The sequence below is a fragment of the Nonomuraea sp. CA-143628 genome (genome assembly GCF_050942315.1).
GTDB lineage: Bacteria > Actinomycetota > Actinomycetes > Streptosporangiales > Streptosporangiaceae > Nonomuraea.
Genome location: NZ_CP192072.1, coordinates 13,739,419 through 13,758,261 on the forward strand (window position 1 = coordinate 13,739,419; position 18,843 = coordinate 13,758,261).

Genomic DNA, 18,843 nt, shown 5'->3' on the forward strand with positions numbered 1-18,843 from the left:
GCTAGGCCGGGCGCAGGGTGAACCGGTCCGGCGCGCCGTCGAAGACGCCGCCCGCCTGGTCGTCGATGCCTGTCTGCCGGATGACGTCCTTGTCGGGACGCAGGATGTCACGTACCACGAAGGCCATCATGATGGCGATCGTGAGGACCCGTCCCCATACGGCGGTGAAGTAGGTGTTGTCGCCGATGCCCAGGTCGGGACGGCTGACCGGAGACTGGGAGAGCAGATAGAGCCAGATCGCGCAGAAATACCAGATCTCGGCGACCTGCCAGAGCACGATCGGCTTCCAGTTGGGTCTGGCCAGCACCGCGAACGGCACCAGCCACAGGACGAACTGCGGCGACCACACCTTGTTCGTCATCATGAACGCGGCCAGCGCGAGGAAGCAGATCTGCGCCAGCCGCGGCCGGCGCGGCGCCATCAGCGTGAGGGCCGCGATGCCCAGGCACAGCAGGCCCAGCGAGACCATGCCCAGACGGCTGACGTCGGTGTCACCCAGGATCGGCCAGCCCTTGCTCTGGAAGAACAGCCAGGGCGAGCCCCAGTCGACGCCGCGTTCCTCGGAGAAGACGTAGAACCGGCGCCAGCCGTCCCAGGCCAGCACCATGAACGGCACGTTGACCACCAGCCACGACCCGGCGGTCGCGCCCATCGTGACGAGGAAGGGCCGCCATCGCGCGGTGCGCATGGTGAGCAGCAGGAGCGCGCCGACGAACATGATCGGGTAGAACTTCGTCGCGATCGCCAGGCCGAGCAGCACACCGGCCAGCACCTGCCGCTTTCGGGCCCAGGCCAGCAGCATGCCCATCGACAGCGCGCCCGCGACCAGGTCCCAGTTGATGTAGGCGGCCAGGACGATCGACGGGGCGAGCGCGTACCAGAGCGCGTCCCACCGCCTGGTCGGTCCCGCCACCGCCGCCATCAGCAGCACGCCGGCCACCAGGCAGACGCCGAGCAGGATGACGGTGATGTCGTAGAACCTGACCGCCTGGGCGACCACGTCGCGCTCCAGCCAGCGGGCGATCCAGCTGACCACCTGCATGACCTCGCCGAGGACCACCGGATATTCGACGTGCTTGTCGAACGGCACGTCGGCGAAGTAGGGGTTCTGCGTCGCCAGCTGCCGGTCGAAGTAGAGCGGGTAGATGTCGGTGTAGCAGAAGTTCTGGTACGTCGAGACCTGGTCGTTCCACCCGCCCGTGCGGCAGGGCAGCCGCACGATATAGGCGAGCGTGGCCCCCAGGGCCGCGAACAGCCCCAGGGGAAGGTACGGCACGGCCCGGTTCATGAGCGGTGGGCGGACCTCGGTGCTCGACTTCACCAGTCCTCGCGTCTGCTCGGCATCGGACCGGGAACGATGACCGGGTTGGACCCCTGGCTCTGGCGGCCCCGCCCGTCGAAACCGCCGCCGTCGTCCTGCTGCTGCTCACCGTTGTTGTTGGGGTCGACCGTGATGATCTGGTCGGGGTCGTCGCCGGTGCACGGCGGGACGACGCCGCAGTTGGCGTTGGGGTCCCCGTCCTCAAGGGACGGGTCGTCCTCGGTGGGCGTCGGCGTGGGCGTCGGGCTCGGCACGATGTTCTCAGGCTGCCCGATGTCGGCCCTGGTGGGGAACTGCTCGACCGGCTTGTTCTGGAGTGCGGCGGTCATGAACGCGCGCCAGATCGTCGTGGGCGTGTCCGCACCCTCGAAGCCCAGCGTCGTCTCATATGCCTTGGTGTACGGCTTGTCGTTGTTGTATCTCTTGGAAGGCTGACCCTTCGGGGTGATGGGGCAGTTCGAGTTGATGGGCTGGACGGTGGTGCCCTTCTTCGTCTTGCACACCTCGCGGTACATACCCACCGCGGTAGAAAGCTGCGGGGTGTAACCGACGAACCAGGCTTCCTTCTCGTCGTTGTTCGTGCCGGTCTTGCCCGCCGCCGGGCGGTTGCCCAGGCCCTTGCCCCGCGCGGTGCCGCTCCGCAGCACCTCCTGCATGGCGACCGTCGCGTCGGCGGCGGCCTCAGGGCTGATCACGTTCTTGGAGGCCCGCTGCTCGGGGTAGGCGACCTGCTTGTTCAGCTTGATCTTCTCCACCACGTGATATTTGGTGTACTTGCCGGCGTTGGCGAAGATCGAGTATCCGGCCGCCTGCTCCACGGCGGTCACCGGTGCGCTGCCGATGGCGAACCCGAAGCCGTGGTCCTTGACGTCCTGCTCCATGCGCTTCTCGCTGAACCCGGCCGCCTCGACGAGACTCTTGACGTCGTCGAGCTTGTCGGGCAGCGCGTACGCCATCGACACATAGGCGGTGTTGACGGACTGCGCGGTCGCCTTGACCACGTCAATCGAGGCGCCCACGTTGTGGCTGTTCTTGAATCCGCCGGGCTGCTGTCCAGGCAGCACCTTCGGCACCGTCACGCTGCCCGGCACGTAGCTGCTGAGCGATTTCCCGGCCTTCAGCCACGCGGCCAGGACGTAGGGCTTGAACGCGGAGGCGGCCTGCTTGGCCGAGTCGAAGGGCTCGTTCCACGGATCCTTGAGGTAGTCAGTGCCTCCGTAGAAGGCCACCACGCGGCCGGTCTTGGGGTCGACCGCGGCGAGACTGGTGTGGTACTCCTTCGACTTGCCCCTCGTCGCGTCCAGCACCGCGGTCTTGGCGGCCTGCATGAGCCTCTTGTCGAAGGTGGTGACGATCTCGTAGCCGCTGCTCTTGATGGCGTCCAGGGTGATGCCGCGACCCTCGAGCTCCCGGGTGACCGCCTCGAGCATGTAGCCGTTGAGACCCGCGTAGGCGCTGTCCGCGTTGGACTTCACGATCTTGGGCCACTCCGCCGTCTTCCGCTCCTCGGCGTATTTGTCCGGCCACTGCTTGGCCATGTAGTCCAGGACGGTCTTCCAGCGGAATTTGAGCGCGGGGTCCTCGGAGCCCCAGCTCGGCGTCTGGATGTGCGCCGCCAGGTAGGCCGCCTCCGACAGGGTGAGATTCGAGGCGTGCTTCTTCCTGCCGAAGTAAGCCTGGGCCGCCGCCTCGACGCCGTAGGCCCGGCCGAAGTTGACGGTGTTGAGGTAGGTCTTCAGGATATCTTCTTTGGACTTCGTCTGGTTGAGCTTGACCGCGATGAAGATCTCGCTGACCTTACGCTTGATCGAGACTTCCGAGCTGAGGCCGCCGTAGTAACCGCGGGCCATCTGCTGGGTGATCGTCGAGGCGCCCTGCAACTGCTGACCCGTCGCGGTCATCCACAGCGAGCGGGCCATACCGGAGATGGAGATGCCGGAGTCCTCGTAGAACGTGTCGTTCTCGATGGCCACCGTGGCATCCCTGAGCTTCTCGGACATTTGCTCGTACGGGATGATCTTCCGGGGCGTGCCGAGCTTGGCGATGACCGTCTTGCCGTCTGAGAAGTAGACGGTGCTGCCCTGCGCGGTCGCCCCGGCCTGCGTGTCCTTCTCGTCGGGCACCGGGGTGTTGGCGTAGGCCACCGCGATCATGCCGAAGATGCCGGCCGCGAGGACCGTCATCGAGGCCATGACGATCTTCCAGCTGGGGATGAAGCGGCGCCACTTCGGCCGCTCGTCCCCGGGCCGCTCGGGACCCTCGGGACCGCCGGGGCCGCCAGGTCCTTGGGGTCCGCCGGAGCCGCGCCCGCGCGCCCGCCTGGGCGAGTCGCTGATCATGGTCTCCTGGTTGCTGCGGGCGCGGGTGTCGTATTCGCCTTCGCCGCGCGAACGCTCACGGCTACCCTGGCGCCGCCCCGGCTCGCGCGGCGCGGCCTCGCGCCGACCCGGCTGGCGGGGGCCGGGACCGCCCGGACCCGGCTGCTGGGGGCCTGGTTGCGGCATGCCCATTTGCTGGGTACCTGGCTGCTGGGGGTCCGCGTATGGCTGGGCGGCCATCGCGCCGGTCTGTTCGTACGCGGCTTCCGGCCGACGCTGAGGCTGTGCCGCCCCCCAGCCTGCTTCGCCGGTTTGCGGCGAGTTGTCTTGGGGCACAGAACGGGATGAGTTGGAGCGACGGCGCCTTCCAGGCCGACCCGTCCCCTCATTGCTGCTGTTACTCACACGTCCTCACAACGTCGTCGGATAGCACGGCGGATGGGCGTGGGGCTCCTCGCCGTCCTCGGTCTTCTACGGTCGCCCGACGCGGTCCGGCGGTCCGTTGCCGAGGACGAACGACACCGTCAGGTGGTTCCAGGAACAACCTTGACAGACCTCGACGGCGTACACCCGGAACTCATCGTAATCATGGGCCATATCGGCGAGTTCCGACGCGACCTTTGCCTCACCGGCATGGCGTCCCGGGGAATCCCCGGAGACGTAGGTCACGCTGGTGACGTTCTCTCCCTCGCACACCGGGCAGAGGTGTTCGGTCGGTTCGCCGAAGTGGCGCGCCGCGCGAAGGAGGCATGGCTGTGCGTCACGAAAATCCCCAGGCGACGTACGCCTGGGGTGCGGAAAGTCGACCACCGCCCGCTTGGCAAGGCCGTAGTCCACCACCTTTCCCTGTGACCACATGAGCGCCAGACTACGGCGTTTTGCTGAATCCTCCCAACGCCTTGGCAAAGTCGTTAATTGCGGCGATATAGCGGCGCGACGTATCATCGGGATGTATCGGCTCGATACATCGACGTGAGAGGGGGCGGTTCCAGTGGCCAGCGGACAGGGCAGAGTGCTGGAGCTGGCCGTGCTCGGGTCGCTGCACGAGACGCCGCTACACGGCTATGAGCTGCGCAAACGGCTCAATGCCTTGCTGGGCATGTTCCGCGCCTTCTCCTACGGGTCGCTCTACCCCTGTCTGCGCTCACTGCTCGAACAGGGCCTCATCGTGGAGGAGCAGCCGGCGCCCGCCGCGATCGTCGGGGGCCGGTCGAAGATCGTCTACAAGCTGACCGCGGAGGGCAAGGAACGGCTGCAGGACCTGCTGACGCAGGCGGGGCCGTCCGCGTGGGAGGACGAGAGTTTCGGCGTCCACTTCGCGTTCTTCAGGCACACGGAGGCGGAGGTGAGACTGCGGATCCTCGAAGGCCGCCGCAGTCGCCTGGAGGAACGCCTCGACAGCGTGCGTACGGCCCTGGCCCGCACCAGGGAGCGCCTCGACAGCTACACGCTCGAACTACAACGTCACGGGCTCGAATCGGTCGAACGCGAGGTGCGGTGGCTGAACGAGCTGATCGCGACAGAGAGACGGGGCTCCTCTGAGGAGAACCCCGAGAGATCAACTGATGAGTAAGGGAGCGAGTGCGATGAGTTCGGTTCGCGTGGCCATTGTCGGTGTTGGCAACTGCGCGGCGTCACTGGTTCAGGGCGTTCACTATTACAAGGACGCCGACCCGGCCACACGGGTGCCGGGCCTGATGCACGTGAAGTTCGGCGACTATCACGTGGGCGACGTCGAGTTCGTCGCCGCGTTCGACGTCGACGCCAAGAAGGTCGGCCGCGACCTGTCCGAGGCGATCGGCGCCAGCGAGAACAACACGATCAAGTTCGCGGACGTGCCGCCCACCGGGGTGATCGTCCAGCGCGGCCATACCTTCGACGGGCTTGGCGAGTACTACCGCGAGATCATCGAAGAGTCCGACGAGTCGCCGGTCGACGTCGTCCAGGCACTCCGCGAGAGCCAGGTGGACGTCCTGGTGTCCTACCTCCCGGTGGGCTCCGAGGCGGCCGACCGGTTCTACGCCCAGTGCGCGCTGGACGCCAAGGTGGCGTTCGTCAACGCGCTGCCGGTGTTCATCGCGTCCGACCCGGAATGGGCGGAGAAGTTCACCGCGGCCGGCGTGCCGATCGTCGGCGACGACATCAAGTCGCAGGTCGGCGCCACCATCACGCACCGCGTGCTGGCCAAGCTGTTCGAGGACCGCGGGGTCGAGCTGCTGCGCACGTACCAGCTCAACGTCGGCGGCAACATGGACTTCATGAACATGCTGGAGCGCAAGCGCCTCCAGTCGAAGAAGATCTCCAAGACGCAGTCGGTCACCTCGCAGATCCCGCACGAGATGGCCAAGGCCGACGTGCACATCGGCCCGTCGGACCACGTGCCGTGGCTCGACGACCGGAAGCTGGCCTTCGTGCGGCTGGAGGGGCGCTCGTTCGGCGACACGCCGCTCACCCTGGAGTACAAGCTGGAGGTGTGGGACTCGCCCAACTCGGCGGGCATCATCATCGACGCCGTGCGCGCCGCCAAGATCGCCCTCGACCGGGGGATCGCGGGACCGATCCTGAGCGCGTCCTCCTACTTCATGAAGTCGCCGCCGGTCCAATACTCCGACGACGACGCACGCGACTACGTCGAGAAGTTCATCCGCGGCGAAGTGGACAGATAGGTCCGTGGTCCGGCGCCGTGCACTCCGCGCGGCGCCCCACAAAGCCCTACAGAGCGGTACGGGCAGCGCTTCGGGCGGCCGGAGGCAGCTCCGCCACCGAGGCCGGGCGCCAGTCCAGGGGGTTGGTGCCCAGTTCGTTCAGCATGGGGACCTGTTCGCGGCACCACGGGCTGATCGCCAGCAGGGTGCTCAGAACGCCGTCCGCGAACTCCTTCCAGGGCATCCACCGGATTTCGTCGACCTCGTCCGGGTTCGGGATGGCGGAGGCGTCGACTGTCACGCGGTAGACAGGGCAGAGCTCGTGTTCGACGATGCCGTTGGGCATGACCGCGCGATAGGTGAACGTCGGCAGCATGAGATCCACCCGGTCGACCGTCAGACCGAGCTCGTAGGACAGCCGGCGGATGACCGCGTGGTCCAGCGGCTCGCCGGGCAGCGGGTGGCCGCAGCAGCTGTTGGTCCACACGCCCGGCCAGGTCAGTTTGCCCGCGGCGCGCCTGGTCAGCAGGACGCGACTGTCCTCGTCGAAGACGTAACTGGAGAACGCCAGGTGGAGCGGGGTTTCCTGGCCGTGCACCGAGCTCTTGGGAGCGGTGCCGATCGCGTTGCCGTCGCCGTCGACCAACACCACGTGTTCTTCCATCGTCACGCTACGAAGCGTACGTGATCATGTTGGCCACTGGCGACGAATGACTGCCTGCTGTACCAACCTGTGAATCGGGCGGAAGTAGGCTGACTGCGTGTCATTCGTCGCCGATCTTCGCGTGGTCCTGAAGGGCAGGGACTTCCGACGGCTGTTCGCCACCCGGCTGGTCTCCCAGTTCTCCGACGGGGTCTTCCAGTTCGCCGTGGTCGGGTTCGCCTTCTTCAGCCCGGAGACGCAGACCACGGCTCTGCAGGTGGCGGCCGGGCTGGCCGTGCTGCTGCTGCCGTACAGCATTCTCGGCCCGTTCGTCGGCGTCTTCATCGACCGCTGGTCGCGGCGGCAGATCCTCGTCGTCGCGCCGATCGTGCGCGGCGCGCTGTTGGTCGTGGCGGCGGCGCTGGTCGCCGTCGACGTGCCCGACACGGTCTTCTACGCGGCCGCGCTCGGCGTGCTCGCGGCCAACCGGTTCTTCCTGGCCGCCCTCGGCGCGTCGCTGCCGCACGTGGTGCCGGAAGATCGGCTGATGGCCGCCAACGCGGTCACGCCCACCTCGGGCACGGTTTTCACCTTCCTCGGCGCCGGAGTGGGGTTCCTGCTGCGTGAGCTGTTCGGCAGCGGCGATTTCGGCGTGGCGCTGCTGCTGGTCGTCTCGGGCGTGGTCGCCGGGATGAGCGCGCTGATCGCCCGCACCATGGAGCGCTCGCTGCTCGGCCCCTCCTTCGACCCCGAGCGGCCGCAGGCCCGCGAGGCCGTGCGCAACGTGCTCATCGGCCTCGTCGACGGCGCCAAGCACCTGGTGGGTCACCGCACGGCCGCCGCCACGATGGGCGCGATGGCGACACACCGCTTCATGTACGGCATGGCGACCGCGCTCGGCATCATCCTCTACCGCTACTACTTCTCCGGCGGCGACTCCGAGGTGGCGCTGCGTGGGCTCAGCCTGGTCGTGGCCACCTCGGGTGTCGGCTTCTTCCTCGCGGTGATCGTCACTCCGTGGGCCACCGCGCGGTTCACGATCGAGCGGTGGGTGCCGATCGCGCTGGTCGTGGCCGGCGTGCTCACGGCGGTGCTGGTCGTGCCGTTCCAGACGTGGAGCCTGCCGATCGCCGGGTTCGTGCTCGGCATCGCCGGGCAGAGCGTCAAGATCTGCGCCGACGTCACGGTCCAGCGCGACGTGGAGGACGTCTACCTGGGCCGGGCCTTCTCGATCTACGACATGCTGTTCAACGGCATGTACGTGCTGGCGGCCGCCCTGTCCGCGGCGATCCTGCCCGCCAACGGCAAGTCCTACGCGGCCGTGGCGATCGTGACGGTCGGTTACCTGGCGGGCGCCCTGATCTACCGAATGATCATCCCGACGCCGCGCGCGACAGCCTCCCGCTGATATCAGGCCGACGCCGTGTCGCCGGCGGGTGACGCACCGCTCTCCCGCGCCCACTCCAGCAGCGCCTCGGTGGCGGTCTCCTTGCCGACCATCCCCTTGTCCAGGCGGAGCTCCAGCAGGAATTTGTACGCCCGCCCGACGATCGGGCCGGGACCGACGCCGAGGATCCGCTGGATCTCGTTGCCGTCGAGCTCCGGGCGGATCTTGGCCAGCTCCTCCTCGTCGGCCAGCCGGGCGATGCGCTCCTCTAGCTGGTCGTACGTACGCGACAGCGTGGCCGCCTTGCGCTTGTTGCGCGTCGTGCAGTCGGCCCTGGTCAGCTTGTGGAGCCGGTCGAGCAGGTGACCGGCGTCGCGCACATAGCGGCGCACCGCGCTGTCGGTCCACTCCCCCGTGCCGTAACCGTGGAAGCGCAGGTGCAGCTCCACCAGCTGCGACACATCGGCCACCACGTCCTTGGGGAACTTGAGCTCGGTCATGCGCTTCTTGGCCATCTGCGCCCCCACCACCTCGTGGTGATGGAAGGAGACCCGGCCGCCCGGCTCGTGCCGCCGCGTCTTGGGCTTGCCGATATCGTGCAGCAGCGCGGCCCAGCGCAGGATCCGGTCGGGCTTGCCGTCGTCCTCCTGGGCGATGGCCTGGTCGAGAACGGTCAGCGTGTGCTCGTAGACGTCCTTGTGCCGGTGGTGCTCGTCGATCTCCAGGCGCAGCTTGGGCAGCTCGGGCAGCACGTGCGCGGCCAGCCCGGTCTCGACCAGCAGGCGCAGGCCCTCGCGCGGGTAGGTGCCGCAGATCAGCTTGTCGAGCTCGTCACGGATGCGCTCGGCCGAGACGATCTCGATGCGCTCCGCCATGTCGGTCATCGCCCCGAGCGCCTTGGCGTCGACCGTGAAGCCGAGCTGCGAGGCGAACCTGGCGGCGCGCAGCATGCGCAGCGGGTCGTCGTCGAAGGACTGCTCGGGCGTGCCCGGCGTGCGCAGCAGCTTGGCCGACAGGTCGGTCAGGCCGCCGTAGGGGTCGACGAACTCGTGCCCCGGCAGCCGCACGGCCATCGCGTTGACCGCGAAGTCGCGCCGCTCCAGGTCGGCCTCCAGCGTCTCGCCGTACATGACCTCCGGCTTGCGGGACTTGGGGTCGTACGACTCGCTGCGGTAGGTGGTGATCTCCAGCAGCGAGCCGCCCTTCCGCACGCCGACCGTGCCGAAGTCGATGCCGATCGTCCAGACCGAGTCAGCCCAATCACGGACCATTTCCAGGACCCGTTCGGGCCTGGCGTCGGTGGTCAGGTCGAGATCGTTGCCCACGCGGCCGAGCAGGATGTCGCGCACCGGGCCGCCGACGAGGGCCAGCTCGTGCCCATGCGCGGCGAACAACCGGCCGAGCTCGTCGGCCACTGGAGCGATCTTACGGAACAGGTCGGTCATGGCCCGCTGCTGGCTTTCGGTCAGATTTGAGTCGGACAAGCTGGGTAGGTCCTTTGATTCCGGAACATATCCCCCGAGCAATATCCAGTCGGGGTTACCGTCGGTCAGGGGACCGTCGGGGGCCATGGAACCAGGCCAGGAGGTCTTCTATGAAGGACGCCCTCGCGATCCACCGCTGGCTCCTCGCACACCAGGTCCATCATGAGATCGTACGCCTTCCGCGCCCCATGACTTGCGTGGACGAGTTGCCTGAGGCGGTCTCCGCCGCGCCCGGGCGGTGCGTGGCGGTCACGGTGTTCGAGGTCGCCACGAGAATCGGCCGCGAGGTCGTCGTCGCCGTCGTCTCCGCCGTCTCGGACCCACCGCAGGCCGGGGCCGTCTGCGGCGCGCTCGGCGTGCGGCAGGTACGCCTCGCCCCCGACTTTCTGGTCAATTCCGCCACAGACTACGCGGCCGGGCTCGTCAGCCCGTTGCTGCTGCCCGAGGGCCTGGCCGTGGCGGTGGACGACCGCCTCCGCGCCGATACCGACCCGATCTTCACGGCCACCGGGGAACGCCACACAGCCCTCTCCATGCGCGCCCTTGACCTGCTGACACTCCTGCCCGGTAAGACCGTGAACCTGCGGATCCCGCGACCCAGGGGATCCCGCCAGGCGGTCGCGATACGGCACTGAACCCGTACCATTGCGGGCGTGCGTCGTACTCCAGCTCGGGCGGACGCGTGATCCGTAAGGTCTCGCTCCTCGCCGTACTGTCCGCCGCGTTGCTCACGCCCATGGCCGTGACGACGCCGAGTACTGCTGCCACAAAGACGCCGGGCCCGGCCGCCGGGAAGGCGAGCAGGCAGTCGATGGACGTGTCGATCACCTCCATCACACCCGATGTGCCGTCGAGCCTGACCACGCCGATCAAGATCGCCGGCGTGGTCCGTAACGACACCGGCGAGACGATGACCGGGCTGAGCGTCCGGCTGCTGTACACAGCGCAGAAGTTCCCCGACCGCGCCACCATGACCGCCTACCAGACCGACCAGAACTCGGCGACTCTGCCAGGGCAGGTCTCGTCCAGCTCGGCCGTGCTGCTCCCCGCCCTGGAGGCGGGCGCGTCCAAGCCCTTCGAGATCACGCGGACGCCCGCGCAGCTCGGGCTGACGTCGTTCGGTGTCTATCCGATCGCCGTCGACGTGGCCCGGTTCACTGTGCCGATCTCCACTCCGCAGCGCACCTACCTGACGTACGCGCCGCCGACCCCGCAGAAACTGCCGCGCAACCGGCTGGCCATCGCGCTGCCCATCATCGACCAGACGCATCGCGCCGAGAACGACAACTTCGTCGACGACAAGCTGGGCTCGCAGCTGACCGGCAAGGGCCGGCTCGCCGAGCTGGCCGGCATCGCCGCCACGGCGCCAAAGGACGTCACCTGGTTCATGGACCCCGCGCTCCTCGACGACGTGCAGGCCTTGTCTCGCAAGCACCGGCTCAAGGGCAAGGACCAGGCCGCCGACCCCAACGCCACGCAGTGGCTCAACTCGCTGCGCACCGCGCTGGCCTCCTCCCCGGTCGTGGCCACGCCGTACGCCGATCCCGACGTCGCCGCGCTCGCCCACCAGGGGCTGGACGGCCAGACCGCCACGGCGATCGCGATGGGCGGCCAGGTCGCCACGGAGCTGCTCAAGCGCGACGTGTCGCTGACGACGAACTGGCCGGTCGCGGGCGTGCTCGATCCCGACGCGCTCGACCTGCTCAACGTCGCCAAGGTCAACCGGGTCCTGCTCAACTCCACGAACCTGCCGCCGCAGCCGCCGGTCACGTTCACGCCCGACGCCGTCACCACGCTCGACGCCGTCGAGGGGACGGTCACCGCGCTGGTCGCCGACGCGGAGCTCACGCGCACCTTCGAGCCCGACTCCACCACGCCGGGTTCGGTCTTCCTGAGCAAGCAGCGCTTCATCGCCGAGACCGCGATGGTCGCCGCCGAGCCTGGCCAGACCAATCCCCGGTCGCTGGTCATCGCGCCCTCGCGCCGCTGGGACCCGAACCCGAAGCTGGTCAACACCCTGCTCAAGACCGCGAACCGGCTGCCGTGGCTGAGGCTGACCAAGCTCGACTCGCTCAAACCGAGCAAGGCGTCCGTGCCCAGGGCCGCGCTCACCTACACCGACCAGGACCGCAAGGACGAGCTCAGCGCCAAATACCTCGGCCCGCTCAAGAAAGTCGCCGAGAAGGCACAGCTCACCGCCCTGATCGCCGAGGAGCCCAAGCCACACTCCGACTTCGACGCCGCGGTGCTCAGGCTGGCCTCCTCGTCCTGGCGCAACAACACGCGCGCGGGCCGCGCGGCCACCAAGCTGGTCGACGGGGCAGTCCAGGCCCAGATGAACAAGATCTCGATAACCGGCGCCGGCCCCGACGGCACCCGCCAGCTGGCCGGGAGCAACGGCCAGGTGCCCATCAGCGTGAAGAATTCGATCGGTGAGACGGTCGCCCTCTACATCGACGTGAAGAGCAACAACCCCGGGCTCCTCCAGATCGACAACACGCCGGTCAAGAAGCTGCTGACGATCCCCAACGATCAAAATGGCGGCGTCCAGGTGGGGATGAACGCGACGACCAGCGGTGACGCCACGGTGAGCGTCCAGCTGACGACCAGGAACGGCCTGCCGTACGGCAAGCCCGTCAAGCTGACGATCCGCACCACCGGCTACACAGGGATCGCCCTGGTCATCGTCGGAGCGGCGCTGACGGTCATGCTCGCCGCGGTCGTGACACGGGTGCTACGGCGCAGATCGCAGCGACGGCTCGCTCGGGCCGCAAAGAGCCGGGAGAGTGAGATCGTATGAGCCGCATGTTGCGGGCCAGCGCCATCATGGCGGCGGGCACGATGGTGTCCAGGGTCACGGGATTCGTGCGGACGATGGTGCTCGCCTCGGCGATCGGCACCCTCGCCATGGGTGACGCCTACAACGCCGCGTACGCGATCCCGTACAGCATTCTCGACCTGCTGCTGCTCGGCGTGCTCAGCAGTGTCGTGGTGCCGATGATCGTCAAGGCGCAGCAGCGCGACTACGACGGCGGCCGGGCGTACGAGCAGCGGCTCATGACGCTGGCCACGGCCGCGCTGCTGGTCGTCGCCGTGCTCGCCGTGCTGGCGGCCCCGCTGCTCATCGACCTCTACACCACCGACTGGGTGCCCGGCAGCCGCAAGTTCGAGGTCGCGGTGCTCCTCGCCCGGTTCATCCTGCCGCAGCTGGCCTTCTTCGGCGTCGGCGCGGTGGCCGGGGCCATTCTCAACACGCGTGACCGCTACGCGGCTCCCATGTGGGCGCCGGTGGTCAACAACCTCGTGGTCATCTGTGTGCTCGTGCTCTACATGGTGGTGGCCGGCCAGACGGGCGGCGACATCGCCCTGGTCTCCAACGGCCAGATCGCGCTGCTCGGCCTGGGCACCACGGCGGGCATCGTGGCGCAGGCCGCCGTGCTGATCGTCGCGCTCAAGCGGATCGGGTTCTCCTTCGTCCCGCGCTTCGACGTGCGCAACGCGCGGCTCGGCGAGATGGGCCGGGCCGGGATCTGGACCATCGGCTACGTGGTGGTCACGCAGCTCGGCTTCATGCTGACGACCAACCTGTCCAGCGCGGCGGGCGACGCGGTGCCCGGCCACGGCATCAGCCCGTACACCCTGGCCTTCCAGCTCTTCCAGCTGCCCTACGGTGTCATCGGCGTCTCGGTGATCACGGCCATGCTGCCCAGGATGAGCCGGGCGGTCGAGGCCGGGCAGCTCGACGAGGTCCGCTCCGAGTTCGGGTCGAGCGTGCGGCTGATCAGCTCGGTGATGGTCCCGGTGTCGCTGCTGCTGATGGTGCTCGGCCCGGCGATCACCGTGCCGTTGTACGCCCACGGTGTCACCTCGGCCGACGCGGCCGTCTACATCGGCAACGTGCTGCAGGTCTACGGCCTGGCGCTGGTGCCGTTCTCGATCTTCCAGTTGCTGCTGCGAGTCTTCTACAGCTTCGGCGACACCCGGACGCCCGTTTATGTGGGCGCGGCGACGACGGCGGTCAACGCGCTGCTGATGGTAGTCTTCAACGTCCTGCTGCCGGCTCGGTACGCGGTGATGGGGTTGGCCTTCGCCTACGCCGTCGCCTACACCATCGGGGCCGGCGGCGCCTGGATTCTCGCCGCCCGCCGGGTCAAGGGGCTGGGCGGCTGGAAGATCGGGATGGCTCTGACGAGGATGTACCTGTCCGCACTGCCCGCGGCGGCACTGGCGCTGGTGGCCGTCTGGGCGGTTCAGGATGTGTTCGGCGGGCTCACCTTCCTCAACTCGGTGATCGCCTTGGCCGTGGGCGGCGGTCTGGGCATGCTGTTGTATCTGGGAGTGGCTCATCGCATGCGTATCCCGGAGATCAACTCGATCGTTGGAATGGTTGCCGGGCGGGTAGGCAGGTAAGGAACGCGGGTGGAATCGGCGCGGCACTAGCATGGTGCCGACACGGCGCGAATGGAAGCAGGAGGGGCGTGGGCGGATCCACCCGGCATAGCGTGCCTACGTGGTACACCCCCACGCAGGTGAGTCGAGTCATGAGCACCCCCGAGCGGCCGAGCGGAGTCAGTCAGTGAGCACGTCGTCGGTCGAACCCGGCACCCGTCTCGCCGAACGCTTCCGGCTGGAGGACCGGGTGACCGAGTCCGATGGAGCCACCCTGTGGAAAGCCATCGACGAGATCCTCGCCCGGCCCGTCGCGGTCCACACCTTCTCCCCTGACTTTCCCCGCGTCCACGAGGTGGTCACGGCCGCCCGCGCCGCCAGCAGGCTCACCGATCCGCGCCTGACGCAGGTGTTCGACGCCGCCGAGCACGACGATCATTCGTACGTGGTCAGCGAGTGGGTCACCGGCGACACTCTGTCCGACCTGCTCGCGGCCGGCCCGCTGGAGCCGGAACGGGCCGCCGGCCTGGTCGCCGAGGCGGCCGAGGCGCTGACCCACGCGCATGAGGCCGACCTCTACCATTTGTGCCTGCGCCCCGCGCACCTGGTGTGGACGACCGGCAACACGGTCAAGGTGCTCGGCGTCGCGGTCGACGCCGCCCTGTCCGGCCTCACCACCGACCAGCCCGCCCTCGACGACGCCGAAGGGCTGGGCCGCCTGCTGTACGCGGGGCTGTCCGGCCACTGGCCGGGTGACGAGGAAGAAGGCGGCCTGCCCACGGCGCCGATGATCGACGGGCACTTCTGCACGCCCCGTCAGGTCACCGCCGGAGTGCCCGGATACCTCGACGCGGTCACCATCAGGTCCTGCCTGCCCGAGTCCCGCAAGGGGCAGGCCGCCCTGTCCAGCCCGTCCGAGATCGCCGACGCGCTCGCCAACGTGGCCCGGCCCATGCCGATCCCGATCGCCTATTCCCAGACGCCGGCGGTGCAGTCGGTCTCGCACTCCGAGGGCATCGAGACCGAGCGGCGCCCGCCGCGCCCACCGCTGCCGACGCAGCCCAGGCCCATGCCGCCCCGCCCGCCCAGCGGCGGCAGCATGATCAACCGGGTGCTGATGACCGTCGTGGTGCTGCTCGTCATCGCCGCGGTCGGCGTCGGGGCCTGGACGATCGGCCGCAGTCTGGGCAGTCCCAACTCCCCTCAGGCGGAGACCTCCCCGAGCACCTCGGCCTCCGCGTCGGCGCAGCCGATGGTCGTCGTGAAGCCGGAGAAGGCGACCGGCTTCGATCCGCTCGCCGACCGGGATGAGAAGAACGAGATGGCGCCGCTCGCCATCGACGGCAAGCCCAGCACGCTCTGGAAAACGGAGAACTACAACAGCGCCGACCTGGGCAACCTCAAGGCCGGGGTGGGATTGCTGCTCGATATGGGCAAGAGCATGCCCATCGGCGACGTGGTGGCTACGCTGGCCGATGCATCGGGCGCGAGCGTCGAGCTGAAGGTCGGCGACTCGCCCGAGTTGGGCTCGCTGAAGACCGTCGCCAAAGAGAAGAACGGGTCCGGAAAGATCACCTTGAAGCCTGATCAAGCCGCAAGCGGCAGGTACGTTTTGATCTGGTTTACCCGTCTTCCGGCAGATGCGGGCAAGTTTCATGGCACCATCTATGAAGTAGTGGTGCATTCTCCCGGATCGGCATAACCCAGGAATCCCTCTTGTGAACTCCCCACCCGAGCCACCCTCCTCCGCGGAGCGGCCCGCCGTCACCGACGCCGAGCTGCTGACCGCGCACATCAACGGGGATCCTCACGCCTTCAGCGAGATCGTCAAGAGACACCGTGACCGCATGTGGGCCGTGGCCCTGCGCACGCTGGGCGATCCCGACGAAGCGGCCGACGCGGTGCAGGACGCCTTCGTCTCCGCCTACCGGAAGGCGAGCACGTTCCGCGGCGAGGCCGCGGTCACGACCTGGCTGCACCGGATCGTGGTGAACGCCTGCCTCGACCGGATGCGCCGCAAGTCCGTCAGACCGGTCGCCGATGACGAGCTCATCGAGGCCGCCGAGCGTGACACGCCGATGCCCGACCAGACGGGTGAGCGTGAGGTTTCGATGGAGGTTTCGGCCGCACTGAAACTGCTTCCGACCGACCAGCGCGCCGCACTGGTGCTCGTCGACATGATGGGCTATTCGGTCGAAGACGCAGCTCAGGTGCTTGAAGTGCCCAGCGGGACGGTGAAGAGCCGGTGTGCGCGGGGGCGCGCGAAACTTGCCCCAATTCTTTCGCATCTGCGGAACCGATCGGACCTCGGTCGCGTCTCATCCGCGAAGGGAGCAGAACTTCGTGACGGGTGATACGCACTACGATCTGGAAATCCTGGCCGAGCTGGCCGAGGGTCTCCTAGACGCTGGCACGGCCCGCCAGGTCCGCGAGCATCTCGCGGTATGCGACCCCTGTGGGGAGCTACTGGCCGACCTGGCAGCGGTTCGCGAGGTGCTCGCGGCGACTCCGACACCGGCCATGCCGATGGGGGTCGCACTGCGCATCGACAAGGCGCTGGCCGCCGAGGCGGGATCCGCCCGCGGGGGTGGTGTCGGCCTGGCGGAACCCCCCAACTGGGATGAGCTCATGCGGGACTCCCCGTGGGAGCAAGCCCCGCGGGAGCCGGTACGCCTCGGGGTGGTCTCCGACGACGGCACCATCGTCCCTGCCAAGCGCACGGCCGCACGACGGCGCCGATGGGCGATGCCCGCGGTCGCCGCTGCTGCCACGGCGGCTGTGGTGGGCACCGCGGTGCTCTCCACCGGCCTGCTCACGGGCGGTGGTGGTGGCACCATCGCCAGCGGGAAGCAGTTGCTGACCGGTGAGGCGTCGTCGCCGCCGCCCAAGGTGGAGGTGCCGCGCAGGGCGTACGCGCTGACCGACAGCGGGTACAACTACAGCGACAAGTCGCTGCGGCAGCCGCTTGAAGGCATCTTCGGGCCCGCGCCCATAGCGGGTGGCGGTTCCTCGGACATCGACGTGGTCGACAAGTGCGTCAGCCGGGTGGCCAACCGTACGAAGCTCAAGGTCTTCGCGGTCGACCAGGGCCAGTACAACGGGTCGGAGGCCATCATCATGACCTCCTGGAAGAACAAGGCGGCCAAGACGCTCCGCGTCGACATCGTCGACCCGTTCAACTGCAAGAGCCTGCGTAAGCCCATGGTGGGGCGCTGGTAGTTCGGTGATCCCTTAATTGCCCACGTCAGAGCCCGCTTCGGCGGGCTCTTTCGTTTTCGGCGTGCGTTGAGGACGGGGCCGGGAATCACGGCGGCCTAGGATCTGTTGAGGCGACAGGCAAGAGCAGACTAGGAAGGCGTGAGAGCGTTGAGCGACGTGCGTAACGTGATCATCATTGGATCCGGCCCCGCTGGATACACGGCGGCCGTCTACTCCGCGCGCGCCGAGCTCAAGCCGTTGGTCTTCGAGGGCTCGGTGACGGCGGGCGGCGCGCTGATGAACACCACCGATGTCGAGAACTTCCCCGGTTTCCCCGACGGCATCATGGGCCCCGATCTGATGGACAACCTGCGTAAGCAGGCCGAGCGGTTCGGCGCCGAGCTGGTCGCGGACGACGTACTCGAAGTGGACCTTGAGGCCAATCCCAAGGTGATCAAGACCCACAGCGAGACCTACTACGCCAAGTCGGTCATCCTGGCGATGGGCTCCGGCTACCGCGAGCTGGGCCTGGTCAACGAGAAGCGCCTGTCCGGGCGGGGCGTCTCCTGGTGTGCCACCTGTGACGGCTTCTTCTTCCGCAACAAGGACATCGTGGTCGTCGGCGGTGGTGACACCGCGATGGAGGAGGCCACGTTCCTGACCCGCTTCGGCCGCATGGTCACCGTCGTGCACCGCCGTGACGAACTGCGGGCCAGCAAGATCATGCAGGAGCGGGCGTTCGCGAACGACAAGATCCGCTTCGTCTGGGACAGCGAGGTCGTCGACGTCCTCGGCGCGGACAGGGTCGAGGCCGTCAAGCTGCGCAACCTCAAGACGGGCGAGGAATGCGAGCTGGCCACCGACGCGCTGTTCCTGGCGATCGGCCACGACCCGCGCAGTGATCTGGTCAAGGGCCAGATCGACCTCGACGAGGACGGCTACGTCAAGGTGGCCGCGCCCAGCACGGCGACCAACATCGACGGCGTCTTCGCCTCGGGCGACCTCGTCGACCACATCTATCGGCAGGCCATCACCGCGGCCGGCACCGGCTGCTCGGCGTCACTCGACTCCGAGCGCTGGCTGGCCTCGAACGAAAACTAAGGAGCGCACCGTGAAGGCAGTAACCGACGCCACCTTCGAGGCCGAGGTCCTCAAGAGCGACAAGCCCGTGCTCGTTGACTTCTGGGCCGAGTGGTGCGGCCCATGCCGTCAGGTATCTCCCATCCTCGAGGAGATCGCCAAGGAGCACGGCGACAAGCTGGAGATCGTCAAGCTCAACATCGACGAGAACCCGAATGTCCCGCGTGACTACGGTGTGCTCCAAATCCCCACCTTGAACGTCTACCAGGGTGGAGAGGTCGTGAAGCAGATCATCGGCGCCAAGCCGAAGGCCATGCTGCTGCGCGAGCTCGAGGGCATCATCTGACGACGCCCGCAGCGTTTCAGTGAGAAGCCCCC

16 protein-coding genes are annotated in these 18,843 nt (G+C 67.9%); 11 read left to right on the forward strand and 5 right to left on the reverse strand.

Translation table 11 applies throughout. The features are described from left to right. Position 1: 1 nt before the first annotated feature. From ACQP2T_RS63165 to ACQP2T_RS63175, 3 genes are all read right to left on the reverse strand, one after another. Positions 2-1,321: a glycosyltransferase family 87 protein gene (locus ACQP2T_RS63165; RefSeq protein ID WP_433514114.1), complete on the reverse strand. Its 1,320-nt coding sequence runs from the start codon at positions 1,319-1,321 to the stop codon at positions 2-4. Beyond that, the gene (locus ACQP2T_RS63170; protein ID WP_433514115.1) at positions 1,318-3,825 is read right to left on the reverse strand and encodes a transglycosylase domain-containing protein; all 2,508 of its coding nucleotides are present in this window, start codon (positions 3,823-3,825) and stop codon (positions 1,318-1,320) included. Before ACQP2T_RS63170 ends, ACQP2T_RS63165 begins: the two co-directional genes overlap by 4 nt. Before the next feature lie 285 nt (positions 3,826-4,110). Then, positions 4,111-4,497 (reverse strand): DUF5318 family protein, encoded by a 387-nt coding sequence (locus tag ACQP2T_RS63175; RefSeq protein WP_433514116.1) that lies wholly within the window; start codon positions 4,495-4,497, stop codon positions 4,111-4,113. A gap of 133 nt (positions 4,498-4,630) precedes the next feature. Between ACQP2T_RS63175 and ACQP2T_RS63180 the strand changes: the two genes are divergently transcribed. Beyond that, positions 4,631-5,212, forward strand: a complete 582-nt coding sequence (locus ACQP2T_RS63180; RefSeq protein WP_357655325.1) for a PadR family transcriptional regulator — start codon at positions 4,631-4,633, stop codon at positions 5,210-5,212. Positions 5,213-5,225: 13 nt separating this feature from the next. Further along, positions 5,226-6,305 carry an inositol-3-phosphate synthase gene (locus ACQP2T_RS63185; protein WP_433514117.1) on the forward strand — a complete coding sequence of 360 codons (1,080 nt, stop codon included), beginning with the start codon at positions 5,226-5,228 and terminating at the stop codon, positions 6,303-6,305. A 46-nt stretch (positions 6,306-6,351) separates the two neighbouring features. Here the strand turns inward: ACQP2T_RS63185 and idi are convergent, their stop codons facing one another. Next, positions 6,352-6,948: an isopentenyl-diphosphate Delta-isomerase gene (gene idi / locus ACQP2T_RS63190; RefSeq protein WP_433520004.1), complete on the reverse strand. Its 597-nt coding sequence runs from the start codon at positions 6,946-6,948 to the stop codon at positions 6,352-6,354. 97 nt (positions 6,949-7,045) lie between these two features. Here idi and ACQP2T_RS63195 point away from each other — a divergent pair, with 97 nt between their 5' ends. Further along, a complete protein-coding gene (locus tag ACQP2T_RS63195; protein WP_433514118.1) occupies positions 7,046-8,335 on the forward strand; it encodes an MFS transporter in 1,290 nt (429 codons plus the stop codon). Between the two features lie 2 nt (positions 8,336-8,337). On the opposite strand, the gene ACQP2T_RS63200 is transcribed toward ACQP2T_RS63195, so the two are convergent. Then, the gene (locus ACQP2T_RS63200) at positions 8,338-9,759 is read right to left on the reverse strand and encodes a CCA tRNA nucleotidyltransferase (RefSeq protein WP_433520005.1); all 1,422 of its coding nucleotides are present in this window, start codon (positions 9,757-9,759) and stop codon (positions 8,338-8,340) included. 149 nt (positions 9,760-9,908) lie between these two features. Between ACQP2T_RS63200 and ACQP2T_RS63205 the strand changes: the two genes are divergently transcribed. The 8 genes from ACQP2T_RS63205 to trxA all read left to right on the forward strand — a co-directional run bounded on the left by ACQP2T_RS63205 (position 9,909) and on the right by trxA (position 18,811). Further along, positions 9,909-10,433, forward strand: coding sequence for an aminoacyl-tRNA deacylase (locus tag ACQP2T_RS63205; protein ID WP_433514119.1), 525 nt, complete (start codon positions 9,909-9,911; stop codon positions 10,431-10,433). Positions 10,434-10,480: 47 nt separating this feature from the next. Next, entirely contained in the window at positions 10,481-12,598 is a 2,118-nt protein-coding gene (locus ACQP2T_RS63210; RefSeq protein ID WP_433514120.1) for a DUF6049 family protein, read from the forward strand. Continuing rightward, entirely contained in the window at positions 12,595-14,208 is a 1,614-nt protein-coding gene (gene murJ, locus ACQP2T_RS63215; protein WP_433514121.1) for a murein biosynthesis integral membrane protein MurJ, read from the forward strand. Before ACQP2T_RS63210 ends, murJ begins: the two co-directional genes overlap by 4 nt. 166 nt (positions 14,209-14,374) lie before the next feature. Next, positions 14,375-15,889, forward strand: a complete 1,515-nt coding sequence (locus ACQP2T_RS63220; RefSeq protein WP_433514122.1) for a protein kinase family protein — start codon at positions 14,375-14,377, stop codon at positions 15,887-15,889. Between the two features lie 16 nt (positions 15,890-15,905). Further along, complete coding sequence (gene sigM, locus ACQP2T_RS63225) at positions 15,906-16,541, forward strand: RNA polymerase sigma factor SigM (protein ID WP_433514123.1); 636 nt, start codon at positions 15,906-15,908, stop codon at positions 16,539-16,541. Next, a complete protein-coding gene (locus ACQP2T_RS63230) occupies positions 16,531-17,406 on the forward strand; it encodes an anti-sigma factor family protein (RefSeq protein WP_433514124.1) in 876 nt (291 codons plus the stop codon). Before sigM ends, ACQP2T_RS63230 begins: the two co-directional genes overlap by 11 nt. Positions 17,407-17,553: 147 nt before the next feature. Beyond that, positions 17,554-18,486, forward strand: coding sequence for a thioredoxin-disulfide reductase (gene trxB / locus ACQP2T_RS63235; protein ID WP_433520006.1), 933 nt, complete (start codon positions 17,554-17,556; stop codon positions 18,484-18,486). Between the two features lie 10 nt (positions 18,487-18,496). After that, the gene (gene trxA / locus ACQP2T_RS63240; RefSeq protein ID WP_433514125.1) at positions 18,497-18,811 is read left to right on the forward strand and encodes a thioredoxin; all 315 of its coding nucleotides are present in this window, start codon (positions 18,497-18,499) and stop codon (positions 18,809-18,811) included. Positions 18,812-18,843 lie beyond the last annotated feature (32 nt).